The organism is Paenibacillus filicis (assembly GCF_038070315.1).
Lineage (GTDB): Bacteria > Bacillota > Bacilli > Paenibacillales > NBRC-103111 > Paenibacillus_G > Paenibacillus_G filicis.
Map to the genome: position 1 here is coordinate 162678 of NZ_JBBPCC010000016.1, position 23399 is coordinate 186076.

Here is a 23399-nt window from a genome sequence, read left to right on the forward strand (position 1 = left end):
TTAAGCATAGATCTCACAGGTAAGGGAAAGGGGTATGACAAAGATGCGCAATAAGCTTGCAAGAGGGACGGGTTCCCTGGCTGCGGTGCTGATGCTAGGCACCATACTCGCTGCTTGTTCCGGGGATAAGACAGAGGCGCCGGCCGCCAAGGACCCGGCAGTCCCAGAGACGAAGACGCCTACCGAGGCGAAGGCAGGCGCGTGGAAGGTCGGCAGCGAACCGTTCAGCTTCACGCTGTACGGCAACTACGGCTGGTACACGATGCCGGTGTGGGGCAAGGATCTGTTCTCCAAGCATGTGCAGGAGAAGACGAAGCTGAACATTACCGCGATCAATTCCGGAGGCAATCAGGAAGCAAAGCTGAATACGATGATCGTCGGCGGGGACCTGCCGGATGTGATCTGGGGCGACCGGCCGGACTTCGACCGGCTGATCGCCAATGGGGCGCTCGTGCCGCTGGACCCTTATCTGGACAAATACCCGAACCTGAAGAAATGGGCTGGGGAGGAGATCCTGAATATGCTCCGCTACAAGGACGGCAAGCTGTACCTGTTCCCGAACTGGTACACCAATAAGCCGACCGGCAACGCGGGCTATGTCGTGAATAAGAAGATTTACAAAGAACTGGGCGAGCCGAAGCTGGAGACGTTGGACGATCTGTACAGCTATCTGAAGCTGGTCAAGGAGAAGTATCCGAACGTGATTCCGCTCGAGCCCGGCCAGGCCAAGGACGGCAAGGGCGTGGACATTCTGTTCTCTGCCTTCGCCGAGAACAATCCGGCCAGCTATGCCGGTACGCTGCGCGCTGTGCCGAAGGACGGCAAGTTCACCTCGCTGTTCGCCGATCCGGTGTACAAGGAAGCGATGATCTTCGTCAATAAGCTGCACCGCGAGAAGCTGATGACCCAGGATGCCCTGACCCAGACTGTCGATCAGGTGCGGGAGAGGATCAACACCGGACGCGTCGCCGTGTACGTCGACATCACCGCCATCGAGTACGCCTCCAAGGGCCATGCGCTGCTCAGCAAGGATGACCCGAACGCCGGCTACTTCATGATCTGGCCGATTCACAAGGCCGGTCTTGATAAGAACAAGATTACCGTCGCGCACTACGACCGGCTCGGCTGGAATGCGGCGGCGATCACGACCAAGGCTAAGGACCCGGAGAAAATCTTCGCGGTGCTAGATTGGATGACCTCTCCTGAGGGCATGCGCGAGATCGTCTGGGGACCTGAAGGTATGTACTGGCAAGGCGTCGACGGCGAAGAGCTGCCGAATCTGACCGACAAGTTCTTCAGCGAGCCCGAAGAGCGGACGAAGAACATGAATGCCACCAACGACCTGCAATTTGTTGGCAATGCGACCTATAACGACAAGATCAAGCTGAAGGCGGAGCTCTCCCTGCCGGAGGAGAAGCGTTCGTGGGAGACCAAGTACCAGGACTCTATCACTTGGAAGACGCATATCGACCTCACGGCAATGCGCGGGATTGAGCCACCCAAGGACAGCCCCGAAGGCGTGATCCGCGAACGCTGGATCGAGTTGTACAAGAAGGTGCGCGGACAGGCGATTCTTGCCGGCAGCGAGCAGGAGGTCAGCGATATTCTGGATAAGGGCGAGAAGGATGCCCAGGCGCTGGGCGTTACCAAATTGAATGACTATCTGACGGCCAAATGGAAGGAAAATGAAGCGAAGATGAAGAAGAAATAAGCAAGAAGCTGTCGGGGTGCACATGACGTGCCCCCGATTTTGCCATTTCGGTTCGCATCCGGAGAAGAAGGAGGACGATGCGTATGTATCAAGTGCTGATCGCCGATGACGAAACCTTGGATCTGGAGGGCATGAAGACGTTTATCCCTTGGCATTCTCTCGGCATGGAGATCGTAGGCGCAGTTACGAGCGGCTTTTCCGGCTGCGAGCTGATGGAGCGTGAACGGGTAGATGTGCTGGTGACGGATGTGAATATGCCTAATATGTCCGGTTTGGAGCTGGCGAGGCGGGTGAGGGAGCGTTACCCCGATGTGCGGGTCGTCTTTGTCAGCGGCTACCGGGATTTTCAATATGTCAAGGAAGCGCTTGCGCTGCAGGCCTACAGCTACGTACTCAAGCCTGTCGACGATGCGGAGCTGATCGCTTCGCTGGACCGGATACGAAGCGATCTGGATGAAGCCCAGGAGCGCGAGCGCGAGCTGCTGCGTATCCGGACAGGAGCCGGATCGGCCCGAGCCCAGGCAGCTTCCCCTGCGCCGGAAGGAGGGCGAGCAGCCGAGGGCGAGCTGCCGGAGAGACCTGCAGCCTGCGGCGGGAAGAATGCCCGGCTGATCCGTGAGGTCACCGGCTACATGCAGGAGAGGCTGGATCAGCCCCTGACACTGCGCGAAGCCGCCGACAAGTTTGGGTTCTCGCCCAATTATCTGGGTCAGCTATTCAAGGAGGGAAGCGGGCAAACCTTCAATGAATGCCTCGTCGCCTTGCGGATGGAGAGGGCAGGGGAGCTGCTGCGCGACCCCAAGCTGCGCATCTACGAGGTGGCCGGGCAGGTCGGCTACCGGTATATGCCGTATTTCAGCAAGCAGTTCAAGGAAGCCTACGGGATGACGCCGGTCGAATTCCGCAACGGCTTGTAGCAGGCTGCCTATGATCAGCCGCTTCCGCAAGCGTCATGCGCATGCTGTTCCTGCTGCCGGCCGGGAGGACCGTTTTCTGCCTTTCGGCTACAAGCTGATGTTCTCTTACCTTATTCTGACGCTGGTCCACGTGCTGATCTTCGGCTATGTAGCCAACTGGATCTTCGTCGACTCCGTGCGCCAGCAGACAACGGATAACGTCCAGGCGGCGTTGCGCCAGATGAAGGACAATGTCGAATACCGGCTGCGGGATACTGTACGTCTGTCGGATATTCTGTACTATGACGACGGCACGGCGACCCGGCTGCGGCAATACCGGGAGGGCTGGTACAGCTACGAGTCGACGACGACTTACCTGCTGCCCAAGGTCGAGAGTGTGCTGAAGGCCACCGACCGGCGCATCTCGCTCGTGGTCTATCTGCGCAATGAGACACTGCCGGAAATCTACAATCGCTATGACGATGGCGATCCTCTGGCCACAGCCGACAAAAGCTATGATATCTACCACATGTGGCGCATCCGGGGCAACTCCTGGTACCGGGAGCTTCCGGCCGAGCGCTACGGAGAGACGCTGACCTGGAAGCAGATCGAGCGTGACGAAGAATTCGGCAATATTTCGCTGCTCCGCCGGCTGATCGACACGGGTACGGTCCGGGATGACCGGGAGTTTGGCTTCGTCCGGCTGACGGTTAAGCTCGCCGATCTGTTCGAGACGGTCTCGCCCGACTTCGGCCGGGGCACGCGGGTCCGGATCGAGGATGCCGACGGTCGGGTCCTGCACGAGACAGGCCATGGCGATGCCCTGCAAACGACCGAGGAGAACGAGGACAAGCAGATGCTCACGATCACGGAGCCATTCCAGCATGTGAACTGGAGGCTCGTGGCGACGATTCCGAAGGAATGGGTGGAGAAGGACGCCCGCAAGGTCAAGCTGCTGACGGTGGTGATCGGATCAGCCAGCTTTCTGGTGTTTCTGCTGGCAGGCGCCCTCTTGTCGAGGTATTTCTCCAGACGGGTCTCGCGGATCGTGATGGTGCTGGACTCCTTCCGCCATGGGGATTTCCGCAAGCGGATACGCTTCAAGGGCAAGGACGAGTTCTCCGCCATCTCCCAGTCGATCAACTCGATGGTGCAGCATATCGACGATCTGATCCAGCAGGTGTACGTGACGAGTCTGAAGAAGAAGGAGGCGGAGCTGGAGTCGCTGCAGGCGCAGATCAATCCGCACTTTCTATACAATACGCTGTCCTCGATCAGCCGGCTGGCCAAGTTCGGACAGGTCGACCAGCTGCACCGGATGGTCAGCAATCTGGCGCTGTTCTACCGGTTGTCGCTCAACGAAGGGCGGACGATCATCCCTGTCGCCAACGAGCTGGAGCAGGCCAAGGCGTATCTGGACATCCAGAAGGTCAAGTATGCGGACCGGCTGGACGTGCTGTTCGAGATCGAGCCGGAGCTGCTGCGCTGCGAGATGGTCAAGCTGCTGCTGCAGCCCTTCCTGGAAAATGTGCTCAAGCACGCCTGGTGCGGGGACCGCATCCATATCCGCATCACCGGCAGGCGCACCGGGGACGACGTCGAGTTCCGCATCATCGACGACGGGATCGGCATGCGGCCGGAGCTGGTAAGCCGGCTGTCGCAGCCTTACGACACGTCAGGGGAGGCCGGCTATGGCATCCGCAATGTCCAGCAGCGCATCGCGCTGCACTACGGCAAGCCGTACGGCGTACGCATCTTCAGCCGTCCTGGCATGGGCACGTCGGTGACGATCCGCATCCCTTATGTGAGCCGTACGGTTCCTTTCGCAGCCCCGGATAATTCCGAATCGGCCTGATTCGGCCAGGCCTGCTCCTGAAGTCTATTCCCGGCAGATCATGAGTTTGTTACCGTCCGGGTCTTCGATCACGAACCAGTGACCGTCCTGGATGTCGGTCACCAGAGCCGCTTCGCAGTCCCTAGCGAAGGCGTAGGCTGCCTCGATATCGCCGGTCAGCAGCATGAAGGCCGGCGTTCGGACCGGAGGGGCGCCGCCGGGCTCTAGTCCTCCCCACATCGGCATCGTATCCAGGATGAGGCCGGTCCCCTCCATAGGTAGCGGGCATAGATGTCCGTGCAGGATCGGCAGCTCAGGCTCCAGGCCGAGCAGCCGGCCGTACCAGTCGCGGGAGCGCTCGATATCTCGCACAGGAATGAAGAGGCTGCCTATCTTATTCCGGATAGGACTTGCTTGTGGCTGGGGCACCGTCGGTGAGCTGAGGGAATAGCCTTGCTGTGCTTGGTTCATGGCTTACCTCCAAAGTAAGGGGATGTCCGCGGGCAACATTCGAGTACCGCTGAATTCTATTTGATTTTACCAAATTATAGGCTATAAATCTCTCTCTATATACATGAAAAAAGTCCGGCATGTCCCATGTCCGGGCTTTTTCGTATGGATGATTGTGGAAGCGCAGAACAGGCCGATCTTACGGATAGCGGGAAAGTAGCAGCTCCGTTATATCGGCCCGGCCTGATAATGTTTTAGTAATTAATGGGTGCGTTCCGAAAAGGTGTGACAACAGGTGTCGGCGACATTGCTCGCAGCATCCCGATGCCTGGAATCATAGGCTTGTCCATGACGCTCTTGAGGCTCCGCCTTGTCGGCATGAGCATTGACTTCAATCATAATGACTTCCGCGCTGCAGGCATTGCCCTGCTCCCAGTATTCGCAGTTGGCAATGCTGCATTTGACCATTGGGTTCTCCATGTTCATCACCTCACGGTGTATTTACCCGTATGGCCGCCGTTCCAAACTCTCGGCCGGTTTCCCGGATTGTACAGCGGCATGAGCTGCTGGAACGGGTACTAGATAAAGATAGTACTCCCGCCTGCGGATGAATGTTTTTATACTGGAGCAACATGAGGAAGTCGGGTCAGCCGCGTTCGGCTGCGGCGGGCAGGGGAATGAACCGCGAATGCCGGAAGGAGAGGATAACCATGACGATATGGGGCGCCGGGGCGTTTATGCTGCTCAGCTACGGACTGGGCGGCTTGCTGGCCGGATACTGGATTGGGATGCTGAAGGACGGGCGCGATCTGCGTACGGTCGGCAGCGGGAATCCGGGTGCGAGGAATGCCGGACGGATTTACGGGAGAGCTGCTTTTCTCTGGACCTTCGCCGGCGATGCTGCCAAGGGGGCACTAGCCGTTGGCTGTGCGAAGTCGATGGATGCGGGGCCGGTGTTTGCGCTGGCTGTGTTCCTGGCCGTTGTGCTCGGCCATGTGTTTCCTGCACTTCTGGCGTTTCGCGGAGGCAAGGGCATGTCGGTCTTCTGCGGCGGTGCGCTGCTGTTCGACTGGACGGTATGGCTGGCGATGATCGGTGTAGCGGGCATTCTGCTGCTCGTATTCCGGGCTTGGACGCCAGCGGGCTTATGCGGGGTCGGGCTGTTTCCGGTGCTCGTCCTCTATACGCATCAGGGGCAGGGAGCGGTGGTGCCCTTGCTGGCGCTGGCGATTACCGCCGTCATCGGGTACGCCCACCGGGGCAATATCAAGCAAGTATGGACGCAGCAGAGGAGTTGAATGAGCATGCCGATTGTGTACCGGCTGGCAGAAACGCAGGGTGATATGGAACAGATCTTCCGTCTGAATTACAAGACGTTCGTCGAGGAAATTCCCCAGCATGCACCCCATGAGGACCGGGTGCTCGTCGACCGGTTCCATGCGGAGAATACGTATGTGATTGCGGTGGACGGGGAGCGGCTTGCCGGGATGCTGGCGGTCCGCGACCGCCGTCCGTTCTCGCTCGATACGAAAGTAACGGACCTCGAGGAGCTGCTGCCTTTCCGGCCCAAGCACATGATCGAGATCCGGCTGCTAGCCATCGACCGTGCATACCGGGGAAGCCGTCTGCTGTATGGACTGATCCGCTATCTGGACCGGTATATGGAGAAGCGTGATTTCGAGATGGCCGTCATCTCGGGCACGACGAGGGAACTGAAGTTATATAAGCATCTCGGCTTTATTCCATTCGGTGGGCTCGTAGGCAGCGAACAGGCCTGTTACCAGCCGATGTACATGACCCCGGCGTCCTATGAAGCGTCCGGGGCGTACGCCCTTCTCCACAAGACGGCCCGCTTCACGGCGGGTCCGGTCGAGATATTGCCGGAGGTCACACGGGCGCTGCTGCGGAGGCCGGTATCCCATCGCTCCGGCGCTTTCCGCAAATTGTATGACCAGGTACGCAGCAGGCTGCTGGCGATGACAGGTGCTAGGGCGGCAGATATTTGGCTGGGCAGCGGTACGCTGGCCAATGACGCCGTCGCGGGGGAGCTGAGCAGGATGGGAGGGCGGGGGCTCGTATTGGCGAGCGGCGAATTCGGCTACCGCCTGATGAGGCAGGCGGAGCGGTGGCAGCTCGACTTCGATGCTATCACTTGCGAGTACGGCAGGGCCTTCGATTATGCACAGCTCGAAGCTGCGGTCGGGCAGGGTAGCTATGCATGGCTGTGGGCTGTGCACGGCGAGACCTCGACCGGTGTTCTTCAAGACTTGGAACGGTTGAAGGGCCTCACAAGCCGGCACGGTGTGGCGCTTGCTCTGGATTGCATCAGCAGTCTGGGAGCTGTACCGCTGAGCCTGCAGGGCGTCCGGTGGGCCACCGGCGTAAGCGGCAAAGCGCTGGGCTCGTATACAGGTCTGAGCTTCGTCCTCTACGGAGAAGCTGGCTCGGCAGCCAGGGTCGGCCACGATCCCGAGCCGCATATTCCGCCTTATCTGGACGCAGCCTTGTACCGGCATGCACAAGGTATTCCATTCTCGCATTCGTCCAATCTGCTGGCAGCTCTGGATGCGGCACTTGCCGTTTACGAGAGGCATGATCCATACGCCGTCCTGGCGGAGCGGGGGGAGAGGCTGAGGGCCTCCTTGTCGGCCATGGGGCTGCAGGTGCTGGCGGAGCCCGGGCATGAAACGCCATATATCGTGACGATTGTACTGCCTGCACAGCTAAGCTCCCATGCGCTTGGAGAGCATATGGCGGATCAGGGGTTCGAGCTTCAATACGAAAGCGAATACCTGCGGGCACGCAACTGGGTACAGATTGCCTGTATGGGAGCGCTCAGAGCCAGGGATATGGCCAGCATGCTGGAGCATCTGGAAGGGTATGTGAGCCAGGCAGGCGTAGCGGCAAGATGAGACGGAGACCCTTTATTTGAAACCTTCAGGATGCTTACAGCGTTTAATTAAAGAAACGCTTTGACCATCAGATGGGAGAGCAGGTGGAGGATGAAGAAATATACGCTCGCATGGATGACGCTGCTGGTGGTTGCCGTCTGGGTGGGCAACTATGCCTATTATGACCGTCACAAGCTGGCGGAGCCGGTTTTTCTGGATCACTTCTATGACGTTACCGCTTCTTCGGGTTCCTTCCTCGACCTATACTATGTGACGCATCGTGATGAACCCAGAGAGCTGATCATGGTTCAGCCGTCGGAGGACATCAGGTGGCCGGTTCAGGGAGTATCCACGTTCGGCGATTACGGCCCTTATCGGGTGAATAAAGCGACGGTCCAATTGGGTCGATCGGGAGATCCTCTTCCTCCCGAAGCCTATCATGTTTTTACGGAGCTGAAGGGATGGTTCAAGCAGGGTGGTGGTATGAATGGCTCTGTCGGACGGATCATACTGCGTCCTCCCACGGTGCAGGACTCACTGCTATCCGGCTTGATGAGTAGAGGCAGCTCCAACGGGGAGTACGAGTATGTGATGCAGGCCAAGGAGGATCTGCGGATCCTGACGGTTTCGCATACGCTGGAGCAGCAGCTTAGGGAGCGTCTCGTGTTCTCCGTCCACAAGACGATGTCTGAAGAGCTCGGAGTGCCCATGGAGCTTAAGCAGGGAGAAAGCGTGACTGTAGAGCAGAGCTTCGGCATGGAGAAGGAAGCCGGCCAGGAGGTCAGGATGAATCCCGTGCTCGGCGAGCTGAAGCTGGAGCTGCACGCGGTAGGACGGCCGGACTCATGGCAATCCTGGAGCATATCGGGAGGGCTGGGGCCTTGGCCGGACCGGAAGGGGATCAAGGCGCTGATCGAGCGGAAGGGAGGGGGGATTTCGGATGGCGGATAGTCTTCGTTGGATGTCTTGGGGGCTGCTGTTGGTCGCTCTCGATTTCCGGATCGAGGGCTTCGATATTCTGCCGGATTTCGCCGGCTTTCTCATGATTGCTTACCAGTTGCAGTCGTTGAAGCGGCGAGAGGCAGTCTTTGCCGGAGAGAACAGCACCCATACGACTCCTTCCCCGAAAATAGCGCGGAGATACAACGTGGCCGCTATCCTGGCGACCGTGCTGGCGGTTCTATCGCTGGGTGATATGGCGACGCCTCTTGCAGCAGCAGGAATGGATATGCCCCTGAATCGGGGCTGGATGCTATATGGCGCAGCGGGCCAGCTTCTGATGGTGTTCATGGTCCATACGGCCTTGACGGCTCTGGAGAGCCAGCTCAGGGAGAGGGCTCTGCCGGAAACCGCGGAACGTGTCCGGTTAAGCAGGAAGTGGTATAACGGGATGTTATGGCTGTTGCTGCTGGCATCTCCTTTCATTCTGAACGCCCGGGAAGCCACGACGTATCTTCTGTTGCCGCTGGGAGCCGTGATGTTTATCATGGAGCTGCTGTTATTCTTCACCTGGAGAAGAGTGGCCAAGGTGCTGGACGGGCAAAGCCAGGAAGGTCCGGAAGCCTAGGGGCGGTCCGTCCGAAGCTGACCGTCCTGCATTGAAAAGCCGGTAGGCGAACGGAAGAGCGGCTGAATGGGAGCATCCCGGCAGCCGTTTTTGCCGTATCAACAAAATTTAATCTGCACAGGGTGTGAAGTGTCGATTTTTTCAGCGAAAGCGTGCTGAAATTCGGTATAATAGAAGGAACGGCGGCATAATTCGAGAGTCGGGGTGAGTCATTTGTCCCATAAAGATCGGGATTCCAACTATAGACGGTTGTTTGCGGATGAGCTGCGGCTGGCCGAGGCTGCCAAGCAGGCGGCGGAGGACCGGTCCTTGTCCCAGGCTGAACTGTACCCGCTTCATCAAGAGCTCGCAGCACAATATGACAAGCTGCTCAAAACGACAATCAAGCTGTCCCGCATCAGCGATATTCAAGGCAAGACGCTTAAGGAGCAGGAAGAGGCGATCCAGACGGCTAATGACAACCTCAAGCGTCTGGAGAAGCTGCGCCAGCAGCTGATTGCCGATATCTCCCATGAGCTGGGCACGCCGATGGTGGCGGTACAGGGCTATGTGAAGGCGCTGCTGGACGGCGTGATCCAGCCTGAGGAAAAATACTTAAGGCTGATCTACGACCGCGTGCTGACCGTGAATCACCTGATTAAGGACTTGTTCCTGCTGTCGACCTATCAGGCGAACCGCAATCATTTTGACCATCAGCAGATTGATATTGATGCCTTCATCCTATCGGTGGAGGACAAGTATGCTCCAGAGTGCGAGCGGTCGGGCATTGAGCTGGAGGTTTTCAAGGGAGTGGACGGCTCCGGATCCGCTCAAGAAGAGATGATCGTATGGGCAGACCCGGTCAGATTGGATCAGGTGTTCGAGAATCTGGTTCAGAATGCGATCAAGTTTACAGGAGCCGGCGGCTCCATCCAGCTGACGAGCGAGTTTCAGCCCAAGTACGAAGGAGCGCGTCTCGGGCATTGGTTCGTTAAGATATCGGATACGGGACTCGGGATCAGCGAAGAGGATATTGCCCATGTGTTCGAGCGTTTTTTTCGCAGCAAAGAGGCCAAAGCCCGGGGCATTCAGGGGACGGGCTTGGGTCTTGCCATCACCAAAGAGATCATCCAGAAGCACGGCGGGGAAATCGGCGTCACCAGTGCGCCGGACGAAGGGACAACCTTCTTCTTCCTGATCCCTGCGGAGTTGATCGATAAGTGTGAAAATGCCCAGTCGAAGATACTAGGAGGCTTATGATGATTAATCCATTGTTCGAAGTACAGCGCTTCCTGCAGGCCAACCGGATTCTGATCAGCTTCTCTGGCAAGCTGACCCAGGGACTGATTGAAGAATATGGAGACGCCGTCAAGAAATATCTGGAGCAGGCCGAGCGGCCGAGCAGCGTGGTGCGCGATGTGTTCTCGATTTTCATCGAGCAGACGCAGAATATCAAGAACTACTGCAGCAGCAAGGAGCACAGTCTGTTGGCCGAGCGTATCGCTTCCTCCAGCATTGTGACGATCGGGCAATCCGAGGAAGGGCATTTTATTCACTGCGGCAATCTGCTGGAGAATGGCGATGCAGCTTACTTGTCAGAAGCACTGGATCGTCTGATTGCTCTCGATAAGACAGAGCTCAAGCGGCTATACAAAGAGAAGCTGCGCGAGCTCCCAGACCCTGATCAGCCTGGAGCGGGCATCGGACTGATCGAGATGTCGCGGAAAGCCAGCAAGCCGCTCGATTATGTCATCACGCCTATCGATCAAGAGCTGTCGTTTTTTACGCTAAAGGCGGTGATTTAGACATGGTGACGTTAAACGAACTACATATCGAGGCGACGAAAAGCACGCCGTCGGTCCGCTTCGATCCGAAGGCAGGCCGGCTATGGATCAGCGGAGAATCGTATCCGGAGAATGCATTCAAATTCTACGAGCCGCTGCTGCAATGGGTGGACGTTTATTTGGAAGAGGCGGCTTCCGGCGAGGAAGTGCTGCTTGAGCTGAGATTGCCCTATATTAACACCAGCAGTACCAAATGCTTCATGATGCTGCTGGAGAAGCTCGATGACGCGTTTGGCCGGGGGAGGCCGGTCAGGCTGATCTGGTACTGCAGCCCGGATAATGAGAGTGAGCAGGAATGCGCCGAGGAGTTCAAGGAAGATCTGAGCCTACCGTTCGATATCGTGCTGAAAGAAGAGGCGTAAGCCGATGAAATATTACGATAAGGGGACGCTGCGGATCATCGGGTTCGCCAGTCTCGTCATTATTTTCTCCATGCTGCTGATCGGAGCGATCGTCTACGGATTCACGGAGTCGGGCATGGTGAAGAAGCTGAAGGAGAAGGATCTGCCGGTGATCGCACAAGCGATGGCCGCCAAGGTAGAGTCCAGAATCGAGCGTTCCCGGGAAACATCCATGGTGCTGGCATCGGACCCGGAGGTCCGCCGGTGGGTGCTTGACGGTGAGCCTGCCGGAGAGAGACGGGATCATTCCTTGCAGCGGCTGTCGACGCTGGTGAAGCAGTTCGGGTACAGCAATTCCTTCATCGTCAGCAATGAGACGCATCAGTATTGGGGCGAGAGCGGCAAGCTGCTCGGTACGATCAGCCGGACCGACCCCGGCGACCGCTGGTTCTATGACTTTATCGGGTCCGGGGATGAGATTCAGGTCAATCTGGATTACAGCAAGGAGCGGCAGGAGGCGTTCGTGTTTACGAATGCGCTTGTGCGTGAGGGCGACAGGCCGCTGGCCGTTGTGGGTGTCGGACAAAGCCTGGTGGATCTGGCCGAGGAATTTCAGGCGTTCAAGTATGGCTCTACGAGCCAGTTATGGCTGATCAACCCGGCAGGCAAGGTCATTCTCTCGGCGAACGAAGCGGACTATGGCCGTCAGATCGATACGGTTCTGGATGAAGATACGGTGCGGTCGCTGCTCGGGCAAGCGAAGCCTGTGATGCAGACGCTGGAGTTCAAGGGCCCGAACGGCAGTTTAACGGACCTGATCAGCTATCCGCTGTCTTCGACCCCGATGCAGCTGCTGTTCCAGATCGAGCGGCAGGAGACCGTATCGTTCCTAAGCCGGATTAAGCTGAACACGATAGCGGTATCGCTGATCTCCTTCATCCTGATCTTATTCCTGTTCTACTACGTATCCCACCGCTTGGCCAATCCGTACGAGCGGGCGCTGCAGATGAATGAGCAGCTGGAGCGCAAGGTGCGCGAGCGGACGCAGGAGCTGGCCGAGCGCAATGAGAAGCTGATGGACAGCATCGATTATGCCAAACGCATCCAGGAGTCACTGCTGCTTCGCCCGCAGGAGTGGAGCGAGGCGGCCAAGGAGCATGTGCTGCTCTACAAGCCGAGAGACGGCGTGGGGGGCGACTTTCACTGGGTGAAGCCGCTGGAAGGCGGCACGCTGATCGCGATCGGCGACTGCACCGGTCACGGGGTTCCCGGAGCGCTCATGACGATGCTGGCTATTTCCCTGCTGGACCGGGTGGCCGAGGAAGGCTATGCGGATGAGCCGGCACGCGTGCTCGGGGAGCTGAATCGTCTGGTCAAGCGGACCCTCCAGCAGACGGAGCCGTATGGACCGACGGACGACGGACTGGATATCGGCCTGTGCTATGTGAGCCGGGACCGTTCTGTGCTGCGGTTCGCAGGGGCTTGCTGCTCTCTGTACGTCCGGGATTCGGGTGAATTGCGTCTGCTGGAAGGAGGGCGCAAGAGCATCGGCTACCGCCGAACGCCGATGGAGCATCCGTTCGTCTCTCATGAGATCCGTCTGCAGCAGGGGACGTTGTGCTATATGGCGACGGACGGCTTCTTCGATCAAAGCGGCGGGGAGAAGGGTTATGCCTTCGGCAAGCGCCGGTTCACGGAGCTGCTGGAGCGTTATGGAAGTTCTCCGCTCCATGAGCAGGCTGAGCTGTTCTGGTCGGAGCTGGAGGCGTATAGAGGCGATGAGACACAGCGCGACGATATTACGCTTCTCGCCTTTCAGGCCTCTTAGCGATCAAGCTGCATAGCGAATAATGAACAGGCCGGCCCCCGGTCGTTTCCCTTCGAGAGAGGAAGCGCCGAGGGCCGGCCTGTTGATGCTGGAAATCATCCCTTGAACATATACCCGGAACCGCGGATGTTCAGCAGGTAAGCAGGATGGGAGGGATCCGGCTCTATTTTTTTACGGATGCTGCTGATGTGGACGAAGATCGTGCGTGTATCCCCTGCACTGTCGCTTCCCCACACCTCCTTATACAATTGTTCGGGTGCGAATACCTGATTGGGATGAGCGGCCAAATAAACCAGCAGCTGCATCTCCTTCACCGTCAGCAGCGCCGTCTCCGTGCCGGTTTTCACGCGGAGATGAGGCGGGTCGATCTCCAGTCCGCTGATATGGATGATTTCTGAGGCCGGGGAGGCCACCCGTGTGTCCGGGCGTGGGCGTGACAGCGGAACGCGGCGCAGATTGGCCTGAATTCTCGCGACTACGACCGCCGGGTCGAACGGCTTCTCGATGTAATCATCGCCGCCGATCTCCAGTCCCCGCACAATATCGCCGGAGGACGTATTGCAGCTGATGAAGACAATCGGCACCCTGGATACACTGCGGATGCGTCTGCACAGCTCGTAGCCGTCCATATCCGGCAGGACGATATCCAGAAGTGCCAGATCCGGCGATTCGGCCTCGAAGCGCTCCAAGCCTTCCGTTGCGTTGCCGGCTTCAATGACGGTGAATCCCTGGGGCTCGAGATAGAGCTTCAGCAGATCGCGTATGTCATCCGTATCTTCTACGATGAGTATTTTTTCCTTTACCATGACGGTCTCCTTAATACGGGATAATAACGTACTTGGATAAAATAATGGCTAGGCTTGCTGCATAGGGTTATCTGGGATCAAACTTATAGCCTACGCCACGAATGTTATGAATATAAAGCGGACCGTTCGGATGCGGCTCGAGCTTCTTGCGCAGGTTACTGAGATGGACAATGACCGTTCGCGTATTGCCATGGCTTTCCATCCCCCAGACAGCGGCATAGAGCTCCTCCAGCGTGAAGACGGTGCCGGGATTCCGGGCCAGATAGACGAGGAGCTGGAACTCCTTGGTGACCAGCATAACCGGAGAGCCGCCGAGCAGCACCTGGAAGCGGAGCGGATCGATCTCGAGACCCTTCCAGCGGATGGTTTCCTCCTTGGATAGCGTCCCTGCTGGGGACTCCCACCGGCGGTCCCGCCGGAAAACCGCGGAGCGCCGCAGATTCGCCTGTACTCTGGCGACCACGACCTCCGGATCGAAGGGCTTGGCAATATAGTCATCCGCCCCAAGCTCCAAACCGCGGATGATGTCCGAGGAATGGGGATGCCCGCTCACCAGTACGATCGGGACATTGGAGTAGCTGCGGATCTGCTGGCAGAGCTCCAGGCCATCCGTCAGCGGAGGCGCAATATTCAGAAGGACCAGATCCGGCTCTAAGCGGTCGAACTGCTCGATTGCTTCTAGCGAGCCGGTAGCTTCGTGCACCTCGAAGCCGCTTTCGGTCAGGTAAACCTTCAATATGTTTCTAGCTTCGGGCTCTTCCTCAATGATGAGGATTTTCCGGTGGTTCACGAATGGGTGGCTCCTTTCCCTTGCCCTGCAGGCTGCCTGCCGGACCCCGGAAGCTCATTGGAATCAGTCGGAAGGCGGAATCCGAGGCGCGTTGCACCATGGTTCATCGGAAAGCCGAGGCTGTATACGGAAGGCATAAGTATTAAGCATCTTTAAGATAAATTGACCTCGATTTGAAGCCGTTGCGGGCGGAAATCCAGTATACTTTTCAGTATACCATAGTTCTGGAAGTTTGCGATGCCGCTAGAGGGACTGAGAGAGAGAACACCCGTAGACAACAGACAAGGATAAGGGGTGCTGGAGATGGCTAAAGTACTGGTTGTGGACGATGCGGCTTTCATGCGTGCCATTATAGGCGGGATGATGCGAGATTTGGGCCACGAGGTGGTCGGTGAGGCTGAGAATGGGCTCGTCGCCCTGCAAAAATATTCGCTCCTCAAGCCGGATTTTGTCACGCTTGATATCACGATGCCGGAGATGGATGGAGTCGAGGCGCTGCGCAATATCATGAAGCAGGACCGCAATGCCAAGGTGCTGATGTGCTCGGCTATGGGGCAGCAGAGTCTGGTCATCGAAGCGATCAAGCTCGGGGCTAAGGATTTTCTGGTCAAGCCAATCCAGAAGGAGCGCGTAGTCAGTACGCTGCAGCGGCTGCTCGGTTAATAGGGAAGGAGGCTTTGCTTGCCAAGTCGGCAAGCGAAGTCTCCTTCTTTGCTGTGTCGGCAGCCCGGCAGCTTGGTTCTTCCGGCGTGTCGTCAGTCTCTCCACGGTCTGTCGGCTCCTGCATCCAGGTCATCTCCGGCAGGCCTTGCGCTCTCGGACTTGAGAATGAGCTTGTATGTCTCGATCGCTTGCGCCCGTGAGGCCTTCAGATCGACGATTGCCTCGGGCAGAGGCTTGTGAATCTCTTTGTCGGAGCGGCCCGCGAGATGCGGCAGCCACCGGCGAATATAAGCGCCCGAGGGATCGTGGGTCTCGGACTGGGTAGCCGGGTTCATCACCCGGAAGTAGGGGGCCGCATCGAAGCCTAGGGAGGCACACCAGAGCCAGCCGCCCCGGTTCAGCACGTTGTCGTAATCGCTCAGCTTGTACCGGAAGTAGCGCTCCCCGTAAGGAAATGGACAGCCCAGGTTTTTCGTCAGGAACATAGCGGTGATCATTCGGAGCCGGTTAGGCATCCAGCCGGTTTCATTCAGCTCGGTCATGGCCGCATCGATGATCGGAATGCCGGTACGTCCCTCGGCCCAGGCCCGGAAGTGCGTATCGCCGAGCGGAGACAGATCGAATACCTGCTCATAGCGGAAAAAATCCGGGTCAAGTCTCGACTGGTAGAGGTAGAAGTCGCGCCACGCGAGCTGGCGCAGCCATGGTTCGATGCCGATCGGCGCTTCCATCAGCCGCTCGTAGACCTCACGTATGGATAGGGCGCCGACATTCAAGTGGCGGCTGATCCGGCTCGTATCCTCGCGCGCGAAGCGGTCCCGTCCGTCGGCGTAGCCAGCCAGCCGCTCATCGAGGAAGCTCTCCAGCGCCTGCATCGGGTCCGGTTCGTCGCCGGAATCAGCTGGGTCATCATGCTGAAGCTGCGCTCCCAGCTCAGGCGGGAGCCGGAAGCCGTCCCTCACATCGGAGTGGAGCTCGGCAGTTTCGAGCTCAGCCACAGACCGGGTGGAGGCTGGCTTGAACCGCTCCGTTACATAGGCGCTCCAGCGCTTGTAGAACGGAGTGAATACCTTGTAAGGATCTTCCCTGCCGCTCCAGCGCACGAAGTCGCGCAGGTCGGCGAGCGCCGCCTCGTCATAGGCAGTCGCCGGGATACCGCGCTCCGCCGCCAGCTGACGCAGCTCACGGTCCCGGGTCAGGGCATAGGGCGTGTGGTCCTCGTGCCAGACGATCTCCCGGATCGGATGCGCGTCGGCGATCCGGCTCACAACAGCCGCAGGCTCACCGTACAGCACATGAAGCCGGCGACCATGCTTCGTATAGAGCCGCTGCAGCCTGCCCGCATGAGCGAGGAAGTTCCGTCCGCTGTGTTCCCGGCCCCGGCCGTTGCGCAGCAGGAACGGGTCCAGGACCAGGATATGCAGACTGGGAAGTCCGGAGGCGAATATAGCGTCCAGAGCAGGCAGATCATGTGTGCGTAGGTCTTTGCGGTGAATGAATAAGATCATAAGAGACTGGCTCCTTTTCGGCCAAATTAGCATGAATACCATGCTGGAAAGAGAGAAAGCCCGGGCTTCGCACCGGAGAGCCGTTCGGAGAACGAACGAATCAGCGGAGCAGGCCAGGGCTTTCTCGCATGGTATGTGGAATGGACAACAGAGCAGCTTACTTCTGGGTGTCGGACATCACTTGATTGAATTGATCTTCGGACAGGACGCGACGTGCGGTAACATAACGCTTGGCGTAGTAGTTGTCAGACAGCTTCGTAATCACAACGCCCTCATCGGTAGCGGAATGATAGAATTTACCGTCTCCTACATAGACGCCGACATGGGAAATTCCTTTGCCGTCGGTGTTGAAGAATACAAGATCGCCTGGGCGTAAGTCGCTTTTTTCGACTTGAGTGCCCTCCTGAGCTTGGCTCTTGGAGGAATGCGGCAGGTCAAGACCGAGCTTGTTGAAGACCCAAGAAGTATATCCGGAGCAGTCAAAACCTTTGAGTGTCGTGCCCGACCATTTGTACGGAGCACCTAAACCCTCGTTAACCGCTGCGCTTAGTGGGCTTTCAGCAAGAGCGCTTCCAAGCGAAACACTAAAGAATAAAACCGTAGAGCAGACAAACCCGACAAGCTTCTTCAAAGAAGTTTCCCCTTCCAGTGCCTACGAGGTTAGCTGAAGGGTTCGGTTGAAGGTTCCCTATGATCACTCTAAAGCGAGATCAATTCACCCAGAAATGGTTCCCCCGTTTTCTAAGACAGAAATTCGGCAATTTTTTCTTATTTGGTTTTCCTGAAGTACAAGTATTCGAGCTAAACTGACGAACTCCTTCTTCGTCACAAATTTGTCACATTTAAACTGTTTAAAGTGAAACCCTGACGGGTAATGAGCTTTGCGTCTTGATAACGTATTCATCAATTCAGGAGTAGATACGGCTAATAGCCAGAGAAAGCTGCACAGGCTCTGCGTTTTTGTCTGAAACTATCGAATGCCGGACCGGAGCGCAAAGGATGGCGAACAAGCAGACGGGTTAAGATTTGACTTTACCTGGGGAGAACCACTACAATTTGTAGTGTGAGGTGCGCAAAGCCATGAAAATTCAAAATTTCAAGTTTTACGAGAAAGGTCTCAACCGGTTCTTCGGGCCGCTGGAGGCGAAGGTGCTCGAGATATTGTGGGCGAAGCCCGGGCTGTCGATCAAGGAAGTGCAGCAGAAGCTGGAGCAACAGGAGGAGCGGCTGAACTTCAATACCGTGATGACGGTCATGAACCGGCTAGTAACCAAAGGGGTGCTGAACAAGAAGCTGGAGGGGCGTGCTTCGGTATACGAGCCTTTCGACACGAAGGAGCACTTTCTGGAGATGCAGTCCAAGGAGATCACCCACGAGCTGCTGGAGGACTTCGGCCCGCTTGTCGTTAATCATATGCTGGATGCGCTGGAGGAAGCGGACCCTGAGATGATCGAGAAGCTGGAACAAAAAATCAAAGCGTTGAAAAAGGAAACCTAGACCATGTGGAAGAACAGGTCCAAACTTCTTTTTGCCACACCGTTGCTCATTGCGCTGCTGGTGTGGTCGCAGATGGGATTGTATGCGGCCCATAAGACACTCGGCTGGGACATCAGATTCAATATCATCGACCTGTGCAACCACCTGCTCTTGAAATTAGGCTTTGGCTCGATCAGCCCTGTGCTCAACTTGCTCGTAGCCTATACGGCAGTCGTCACTCTCTGGCTCGTGGCGAAGCAAGCCTATGCGGCCAGGCAAGCGCTGCGGAAGGTTCAGGAGCGGACGCATCACCCGCTTACGGCTATGCTGCAGGCCAGATTTCCGGAGGACAAGCATTCGCTGATCGTGATCGCAGCCAAGCAGCCATTTGCCTTGACGCTCGGACTGTTCCGTCCCCGGATCGTGCTCTCGTCCGGCTTGCTGGAGCTGCTGGACCCCAGCGAGATCGAAGCCGTCTACTATCACGAGCGCTCGCACCGGCGTCATCGCGATCCGCTCAAAACCTTCGTGCTGCTGGTCGTCAGCAAGGTCATGTGGTATGTCCCCATTCTGGACTGGTGCAGCCGTCATTACAAGATCGCCAGAGAGATTATTGCCGATCATGAGGCGATGACCGTCATGGGTACGCCCGCAAGCCTTGGCAGTGCGCTGCTCAAGCTGCTCAAGAAGCAGGATCGCCCGCAGGCTGTGGACTTTGCTTATGTGTCCTTTGCCGATACGTCGATCAACTACAGGATTCACCATATCATAGATCCCGAATCCGCAGCATCGCCGCAGCTGCCGGTGATGCTAGCCGTCATCTCGCTGCCGGTCGTGCTCGTGTTATCGGGGGTATTCTTTCTTTCCCTGCTTTAAATTTTTTTACCAACAAACACTACGTTGTGTAGTGCTATTAGGAGGAGTTTGAAGATGAATAAAAATAAGCTGGCCGCTACAGCGGCAGGAGTCTTGGTCGTTTTATTGGCTGGTGGTTACTGGGCCTATGACTACTATGCAGGCAATCATGTGGAGGTTAAGGATGTGATCTCGACCGCCAGTCCTGCTGGTACGGCAGGAGGGTCGACCCCTGCACCCTCAGGAGGAGCGGTAGCTGCGGATCAAATCAATGGCAGCTGGAAGGTTCTCCCGGCTTCCGAAGTCTATTTCTCCGTTACGACATCGAAGGAGACTGTTAATTTCGTGGTGACCCCTGTTCAAGGAGCCTGGCAGCTGGATACGTCTGCGCCTGCCAAGTCTACGGCCGAGGGCAAGGTGGAGGTAGGCAAGCTGAGCTCGGGCAACGGTCAGCGGGACAGCCATGTGAAGAGCGAGGAATATCTGGATACCGCCAAATTCCCCGAGGCTACGTTCACCGTCAAGTCATTCGGCGAATTGCCGAAGCAATGGAAGGAAGGTGAGAAGCTGCCTCTGGAGCTCCCCGGAACACTGAAGGTGAAGGACAAAACGAAGGATGTCGTCTTCAAGAGTGAGGCGGTGTACGAGCAGGGTAAACTCAAGCTGCAGGGAAGCACGGTGGTAACCTTCGATGATTTCGGCATGAAAAATCCTCACGCCGTCACCTTGAGCACGCAGAACGATCTGCAGGTACAGCTGCGGCTTGTGCTGGAGAAGGCCTAAGCTGTTTGATATAGATAAGAAGGCTGCCTCGGAAGAACTTCCGGGCAGCCTTCTTGACGTTCGGGTCGGACCGCTCAGGCTTTCTCGGTCCATAGAGCATACTGGGTGCCGATGGACCACAGCTTGAAGAACATCTGGGCCAGCCGGTAGGCCTGGATGCCTGCCAGAGCGAGGAAGCCTGCCCAGATGAAGGAGGCAGTCATCACTGCGGCGGTCACCGCTGCCGTCAGTGCCGCGACGATCACGGCCGCAGCGACGATGGCAGGCAGGTGGCGAAGCACGAACAGGACCGTGGACAGCAGGGAGCGCTCGTCCGTCCGCCCGATCTGCAGATGCATGAAGAACAACTGGATGAGGAAGACATAGAGGACATAGACGGCCAGCGCCGGCAGCAGTGCTTTGCCCAGCTCCGGGTAGGAGGCTTGCTTGGACACATGCTCCCAGAGGTAAGGAGCCAGCCAGGAGAGAGGCGCGGCCATCAGGGCGAGCTGCAGGATATAGTAGCCGAGGAACGGCAGCGACAGCTTGCGGATGCCTTCTACGAACCTGTAGCCTGCGTTCATTCCGGTATGATGCAGGGAGTAGTAGACGCCGGCGTTCAGCAGCGGATGAAGCAGCAGGCGCAGGAGGAGCAGTGCCAGTGCCCACCATAGCAGCGGGTCCAGCACATCCGTTTTCATCAGCCGGAACTGGCCCTCGATCCAGAATAACTGCACGGCTTCGCGCGACAGCTCGCTCGGGTAGCGATGGAGCAGAGGGACCAGCACGGATTGCACGAGCTTATACAGCATTACGCCCCAGATCAGATGGTACGCGAAGAGAACGAACACGGCGAAGGGCTGCCCGCAGGCGAGGCTCCAGCCGGACTTGATTCGATTCCACATCTAGGATCACCTCACCACACGACCCAGCCGAAGAAGGTCTCCAGAATTTTGACGACACCGAGATTCAGGCGGACAGACAGCTTGTTGTCTACGTTTGTTTTCATAAAACTATTGATCCGCTTGTTCTCAAGCACTAGGGAATGCTGCGGATCAATCGCTGCCCACTCAAGCGGAGCGGGATGTCTGAGCGTATAAATGACTTCCGTCTCCGTACCGTTCCACGACTTGTCGATCTGCGTACCGTCCGTAAAGTGGAAGCGGACCGGGACCGCCTGCATCGTGCCTCCGAGCCTGCGCAGCTTGACGCTGCTGTCGTACAGCTTCTGACCGTTGTCCGTCAGCTCCTTGACCTGTATGCCGGCTACTTCATAGTCTGTCATCATGCCGCCGTAGACGTACTGGTCGAAAAACTCCTTCCAGCTCTTGCCCGTTACATCCTCCACGGTCTTTTGGAAATCGCCGGTTCCCGGATGCTTGAACTTCCAGCGCTGGAAGTAGGTACGCATGACCTTGTTCATCGTCTCGCTGCCGAGCTGAGCTTCCATCGCCTTGAGTACCAACTTGGCGCGCGTGTACACATTCTCCGCATATTGGTCATGCCCGCTATACTTCCAGGCATGCTGCTTCAGGGAGGCGGGGTTTGTCATGTAGCTGGCCTCCACGAGCCGGTTGGAGCGCACTCCGTATTCCTTCTCCATCAGCCGGTCTTCGGCGTAAGAGGTGAAGCCTTCGTCCAGCCAGGCTTCCTCGAATTCATTGCTGGCTACCATGCCATAGAAAAACTGATGCCCGATCTCGTGGACGATAACCCGCTCCAGCTCGAGGCTGGGATTCTCTTCGGAGGCCCCCCAGGAAGTGACCAGTGTCGGGTATTCCATACCGCCCGCTCCATTGCCGTTCTCAGGCGGGACCACGATGGACAGGGTGGAGTACGGATAGCTGCCGTACCATTCCGAGTAGCGGGCGAGCGCTTTCTTGGCGGCTGTCATGTAGCGGGCCTTCAGATGCTCATGCTTGGGGTCCAGGTACAGCTTGATCCGGACGCCGGGTAGCTGCTTGGTTGCGTAAGGCTCTTCGACGTAGATAAAGTGGGGGGAAGCCGCCCAGGCAAAGTCATGGACATCATCGGCATAGAAGGTGTAAGTCTTCGTCTTGCCGTCGTCGGAGACAGGCTTTGTCGGGAAGCCTGTCGCGGCTACCGTGTAGGCCGAGGGGACCTTCAGCTTGACGTCGAAGATGCCGAAGTCGGCATAAAACTCTGAATTGCCATGGTACTGGTGCAGGTTCCACCCTTCCTCCGCGTTGCCTCGGGTGCCCTTCGGTTCATACACGGCAATCTTCGGAAACCATTGGCCGGCCATGACGAAATCTCCGGCATAGCCCATGCGGGCAAATACCTGGGGGAGCTGCACGGTAAAGGCCATCTGCAGCGTGACCTCTTCGCCCGGCGCTACGGCCCGGGGGAGCGGAACCTTCGCCAGCGTACGGTCATGTGCATTGCCGTCATCCGGCTGGACGAACTCGATCTGATCCGCCAGCTCCGATTCATGCCCGTCCAGCAATTGAACGGAGGTCAGCTGCATGCTGCCATAGTTATTGTCGCTGCTGGCATCATTGCGCAGTCGGCCGCCTGATTCTTGCATGAACGTCGTTTTTTTGGATTCGAACGCATTGGGGTACAAATGAACGTACAAGGCCTCCACCGGCACGCTGCCCGGGTTTTTCCAGGTCAATGAGGAGGTGCCCCGTATCAGCTTGCCTGGGGCGTCAAACTCCGCATTGAGATGGTACTCGACGATGCGGTTGGACAGTGGCCTTGGCGCCGGTTTCTCCACAGGCTTGGCCGGCAGGCCGGGCGGGGCGGGTGGCGGAGCGGCAGGCTCGTAGGCTCTGGCGCTGGCGCTGGCGGGCAGCGCCTCGCTTTGCGGCAGGAAGAGGCCGATCGATGAGCCGTCGGCGCCTACCCGGGCCGGCCAGGGAGGTGCCGCGATGACCGCGCGCCCGTCCGTCCCACGGATCGGCTTGAGAATCAGCGGCTCCGTGCCGTCATCGGGCAAGCCGCTTGCAAGGGTTAGGGCTGTGGAGGGTAGGCGCCAGGAGCTATCCGGAGCGCCTGTGCGCAGGCCGAGGCCGGAGAGGCGCGGAATCAGGGCGGTGCTGCAGGCGAGGAGCGTCAAGCATCCCCATATCGCTAGTCGATTGCCGAGTCGTTTTTTCATCCATATTCACCCCGTTGACAAGCATCTACAGCATGTATATGTGGACAGGGAGTTTTCCATGAACAAAAAATTGT

23 protein-coding genes and 1 riboswitch are annotated in these 23399 nt (G+C 57.6%); of the genes, 15 read left to right on the forward strand and 8 right to left on the reverse strand.

Annotated features, from left to right (window positions below; translation table 11 throughout):
- Positions 1–43: 43 nt before the first annotated feature.
- From WMW72_RS22960 to WMW72_RS22970, 3 genes are all read left to right on the forward strand, one after another.
- Positions 44–1711, forward strand: a complete 1668-nt coding sequence (locus WMW72_RS22960) for an extracellular solute-binding protein (RefSeq protein ID WP_341417903.1) — start codon at positions 44–46, stop codon at positions 1709–1711.
- 83 nt (positions 1712–1794) lie between these two features.
- Positions 1795–2628, forward strand: a complete 834-nt coding sequence (locus tag WMW72_RS22965) for a response regulator transcription factor (protein WP_341417904.1) — start codon at positions 1795–1797, stop codon at positions 2626–2628.
- A 10-nt stretch (positions 2629–2638) separates the two neighbouring features.
- Complete coding sequence (locus tag WMW72_RS22970) at positions 2639–4462, forward strand: sensor histidine kinase (protein WP_341417905.1); 1824 nt, start codon at positions 2639–2641, stop codon at positions 4460–4462.
- A gap of 24 nt (positions 4463–4486) precedes the next feature.
- On the opposite strand, the gene WMW72_RS22975 is transcribed toward WMW72_RS22970, so the two are convergent.
- On the reverse strand, positions 4487–4912 hold the full coding sequence (locus tag WMW72_RS22975; protein WP_341417906.1) for a VOC family protein: 426 nt from the start codon (positions 4910–4912) through the stop codon (positions 4487–4489).
- A 240-nt stretch (positions 4913–5152) separates the two neighbouring features.
- Complete coding sequence (locus tag WMW72_RS22980) at positions 5153–5377, reverse strand: DUF1540 domain-containing protein (RefSeq protein WP_341417907.1); 225 nt, start codon at positions 5375–5377, stop codon at positions 5153–5155.
- Between the two features lie 224 nt (positions 5378–5601).
- On the opposite strand from WMW72_RS22980, the gene WMW72_RS22985 reads away from it, so the two are divergent.
- From WMW72_RS22985 to WMW72_RS23020, 8 genes are all read left to right on the forward strand, one after another.
- Positions 5602–6189 carry a glycerol-3-phosphate acyltransferase gene (locus WMW72_RS22985; RefSeq protein WP_341417908.1) on the forward strand — a complete coding sequence of 196 codons (588 nt, stop codon included), beginning with the start codon at positions 5602–5604 and terminating at the stop codon, positions 6187–6189.
- Positions 6190–6195: 6 nt separating this feature from the next.
- Positions 6196–7803: a GNAT family N-acetyltransferase gene (locus WMW72_RS22990; protein ID WP_341417909.1), complete on the forward strand. Its 1608-nt coding sequence runs from the start codon at positions 6196–6198 to the stop codon at positions 7801–7803.
- Positions 7804–7893: 90 nt separating this feature from the next.
- Positions 7894–8733 carry a hypothetical protein gene (locus WMW72_RS22995; RefSeq protein ID WP_341417910.1) on the forward strand — a complete coding sequence of 280 codons (840 nt, stop codon included), beginning with the start codon at positions 7894–7896 and terminating at the stop codon, positions 8731–8733.
- On the forward strand, positions 8723–9349 hold the full coding sequence (locus WMW72_RS23000) for a hypothetical protein (protein WP_341417911.1): 627 nt from the start codon (positions 8723–8725) through the stop codon (positions 9347–9349). Before WMW72_RS22995 ends, WMW72_RS23000 begins: the two co-directional genes overlap by 11 nt.
- A gap of 213 nt (positions 9350–9562) precedes the next feature.
- A complete protein-coding gene (locus WMW72_RS23005; RefSeq protein WP_341417912.1) occupies positions 9563–10588 on the forward strand; it encodes a sensor histidine kinase in 1026 nt (341 codons plus the stop codon).
- Positions 10585–11133, forward strand: coding sequence for a SiaB family protein kinase (locus WMW72_RS23010; RefSeq protein WP_341417913.1), 549 nt, complete (start codon positions 10585–10587; stop codon positions 11131–11133). The genes WMW72_RS23005 and WMW72_RS23010 overlap by 4 nt, the downstream gene beginning before the upstream one ends.
- Positions 11134–11135: 2 nt before the next feature.
- Positions 11136–11534, forward strand: coding sequence for a DUF1987 domain-containing protein (locus tag WMW72_RS23015; RefSeq protein WP_341417914.1), 399 nt, complete (start codon positions 11136–11138; stop codon positions 11532–11534).
- A 4-nt stretch (positions 11535–11538) separates the two neighbouring features.
- Positions 11539–13341 carry a SpoIIE family protein phosphatase gene (locus WMW72_RS23020; RefSeq protein ID WP_341417915.1) on the forward strand — a complete coding sequence of 601 codons (1803 nt, stop codon included), beginning with the start codon at positions 11539–11541 and terminating at the stop codon, positions 13339–13341.
- A 95-nt stretch (positions 13342–13436) separates the two neighbouring features.
- On the opposite strand, the gene WMW72_RS23025 is transcribed toward WMW72_RS23020, so the two are convergent.
- On the reverse strand, positions 13437–14147 hold the full coding sequence (locus tag WMW72_RS23025) for a response regulator transcription factor (protein ID WP_341417916.1): 711 nt from the start codon (positions 14145–14147) through the stop codon (positions 13437–13439).
- Positions 14148–14214: 67 nt separating this feature from the next.
- Positions 14215–14937 carry a response regulator transcription factor gene (locus WMW72_RS23030; RefSeq protein WP_341417917.1) on the reverse strand — a complete coding sequence of 241 codons (723 nt, stop codon included), beginning with the start codon at positions 14935–14937 and terminating at the stop codon, positions 14215–14217.
- A 303-nt stretch (positions 14938–15240) separates the two neighbouring features.
- Here WMW72_RS23030 and WMW72_RS23035 point away from each other — a divergent pair, with 303 nt between their 5' ends.
- A complete protein-coding gene (locus WMW72_RS23035) occupies positions 15241–15600 on the forward strand; it encodes a response regulator (protein WP_341417918.1) in 360 nt (119 codons plus the stop codon).
- 92 nt (positions 15601–15692) lie between these two features.
- On the opposite strand, the gene WMW72_RS23040 is transcribed toward WMW72_RS23035, so the two are convergent.
- Complete coding sequence (locus WMW72_RS23040; RefSeq protein ID WP_341417919.1) at positions 15693–17108, reverse strand: cryptochrome/photolyase family protein; 1416 nt, start codon at positions 17106–17108, stop codon at positions 15693–15695.
- Positions 17109–17265: 157 nt separating this feature from the next.
- Positions 17266–17739: a C40 family peptidase gene (locus WMW72_RS23045; RefSeq protein WP_341417920.1), complete on the reverse strand. Its 474-nt coding sequence runs from the start codon at positions 17737–17739 to the stop codon at positions 17266–17268.
- A gap of 3 nt (positions 17740–17742) precedes the next feature.
- Positions 17743–17878, reverse strand: a riboswitch (cyclic di-AMP (ydaO/yuaA leader).
- Between the two features lie 310 nt (positions 17879–18188).
- On the opposite strand from WMW72_RS23045, the gene WMW72_RS23050 reads away from it, so the two are divergent.
- From WMW72_RS23050 to WMW72_RS23060, 3 genes are read left to right on the forward strand one after another with little or no spacing between them, the layout of a single operon-like run.
- A complete protein-coding gene (locus WMW72_RS23050; protein ID WP_341417921.1) occupies positions 18189–18605 on the forward strand; it encodes a BlaI/MecI/CopY family transcriptional regulator in 417 nt (138 codons plus the stop codon).
- Positions 18606–18608: 3 nt separating this feature from the next.
- Positions 18609–19460: a M56 family metallopeptidase gene (locus tag WMW72_RS23055; RefSeq protein WP_341417922.1), complete on the forward strand. Its 852-nt coding sequence runs from the start codon at positions 18609–18611 to the stop codon at positions 19458–19460.
- 54 nt (positions 19461–19514) lie between these two features.
- Positions 19515–20222, forward strand: coding sequence for a YceI family protein (locus WMW72_RS23060; protein WP_341417923.1), 708 nt, complete (start codon positions 19515–19517; stop codon positions 20220–20222).
- A gap of 74 nt (positions 20223–20296) precedes the next feature.
- Here WMW72_RS23060 and WMW72_RS23065 read toward each other — a convergent pair whose 3' ends face one another.
- Together WMW72_RS23065 and WMW72_RS23070 are read right to left on the reverse strand one after the other, a co-directional pair.
- Complete coding sequence (locus WMW72_RS23065) at positions 20297–21106, reverse strand: hypothetical protein (protein ID WP_341417924.1); 810 nt, start codon at positions 21104–21106, stop codon at positions 20297–20299.
- Between the two features lie 11 nt (positions 21107–21117).
- A complete protein-coding gene (locus WMW72_RS23070; protein ID WP_341417925.1) occupies positions 21118–23325 on the reverse strand; it encodes a M1 family metallopeptidase in 2208 nt (735 codons plus the stop codon).
- Positions 23326–23399 lie beyond the last annotated feature (74 nt).

Excerpts from the sequence above, each read along its gene's own strand:
- WMW72_RS22960 (WP_341417903.1), top strand. The coding sequence starts at position 44 with ATGCGCAATAAGCTTGCAAGAGGGACGGGTTCCCTGGCTGCGGTGCTG.
- WMW72_RS22965 (WP_341417904.1), top strand. The coding sequence starts at position 1,795 with ATGTATCAAGTGCTGATCGCCGATGACGAAACCTTGGATCTGGAGGGC.
- WMW72_RS22970 (WP_341417905.1), top strand. The coding sequence starts at position 2,639 with ATGATCAGCCGCTTCCGCAAGCGTCATGCGCATGCTGTTCCTGCTGCC.
- WMW72_RS22975 (WP_341417906.1), bottom strand. The coding sequence starts at position 4,912 with ATGAACCAAGCACAGCAAGGCTATTCCCTCAGCTCACCGACGGTGCCC.
- WMW72_RS22980 (WP_341417907.1), bottom strand. The coding sequence starts at position 5,377 with ATGAACATGGAGAACCCAATGGTCAAATGCAGCATTGCCAACTGCGAA.
- WMW72_RS22985 (WP_341417908.1), top strand. The coding sequence starts at position 5,602 with ATGACGATATGGGGCGCCGGGGCGTTTATGCTGCTCAGCTACGGACTG.
- WMW72_RS22990 (WP_341417909.1), top strand. The coding sequence starts at position 6,196 with ATGCCGATTGTGTACCGGCTGGCAGAAACGCAGGGTGATATGGAACAG.
- WMW72_RS22995 (WP_341417910.1), top strand. The coding sequence starts at position 7,894 with ATGAAGAAATATACGCTCGCATGGATGACGCTGCTGGTGGTTGCCGTC.
- WMW72_RS23000 (WP_341417911.1), top strand. The coding sequence starts at position 8,723 with ATGGCGGATAGTCTTCGTTGGATGTCTTGGGGGCTGCTGTTGGTCGCT.
- WMW72_RS23010 (WP_341417913.1), top strand. The coding sequence starts at position 10,585 with ATGATGATTAATCCATTGTTCGAAGTACAGCGCTTCCTGCAGGCCAAC.
- WMW72_RS23015 (WP_341417914.1), top strand. The coding sequence starts at position 11,136 with ATGGTGACGTTAAACGAACTACATATCGAGGCGACGAAAAGCACGCCG.
- WMW72_RS23020 (WP_341417915.1), top strand. The coding sequence starts at position 11,539 with ATGAAATATTACGATAAGGGGACGCTGCGGATCATCGGGTTCGCCAGT.
- WMW72_RS23025 (WP_341417916.1), bottom strand. The coding sequence starts at position 14,147 with ATGGTAAAGGAAAAAATACTCATCGTAGAAGATACGGATGACATACGC.
- WMW72_RS23035 (WP_341417918.1), top strand. The coding sequence starts at position 15,241 with ATGGCTAAAGTACTGGTTGTGGACGATGCGGCTTTCATGCGTGCCATT.
- WMW72_RS23040 (WP_341417919.1), bottom strand. The coding sequence starts at position 17,108 with ATGATCTTATTCATTCACCGCAAAGACCTACGCACACATGATCTGCCT.
- WMW72_RS23050 (WP_341417921.1), top strand. The coding sequence starts at position 18,189 with ATGAAAATTCAAAATTTCAAGTTTTACGAGAAAGGTCTCAACCGGTTC.
- WMW72_RS23055 (WP_341417922.1), top strand. The coding sequence starts at position 18,609 with ATGTGGAAGAACAGGTCCAAACTTCTTTTTGCCACACCGTTGCTCATT.
- WMW72_RS23060 (WP_341417923.1), top strand. The coding sequence starts at position 19,515 with ATGAATAAAAATAAGCTGGCCGCTACAGCGGCAGGAGTCTTGGTCGTT.
- WMW72_RS23065 (WP_341417924.1), bottom strand. The coding sequence starts at position 21,106 with ATGTGGAATCGAATCAAGTCCGGCTGGAGCCTCGCCTGCGGGCAGCCC.
- WMW72_RS23070 (WP_341417925.1), bottom strand. The coding sequence starts at position 23,325 with ATGAAAAAACGACTCGGCAATCGACTAGCGATATGGGGATGCTTGACG.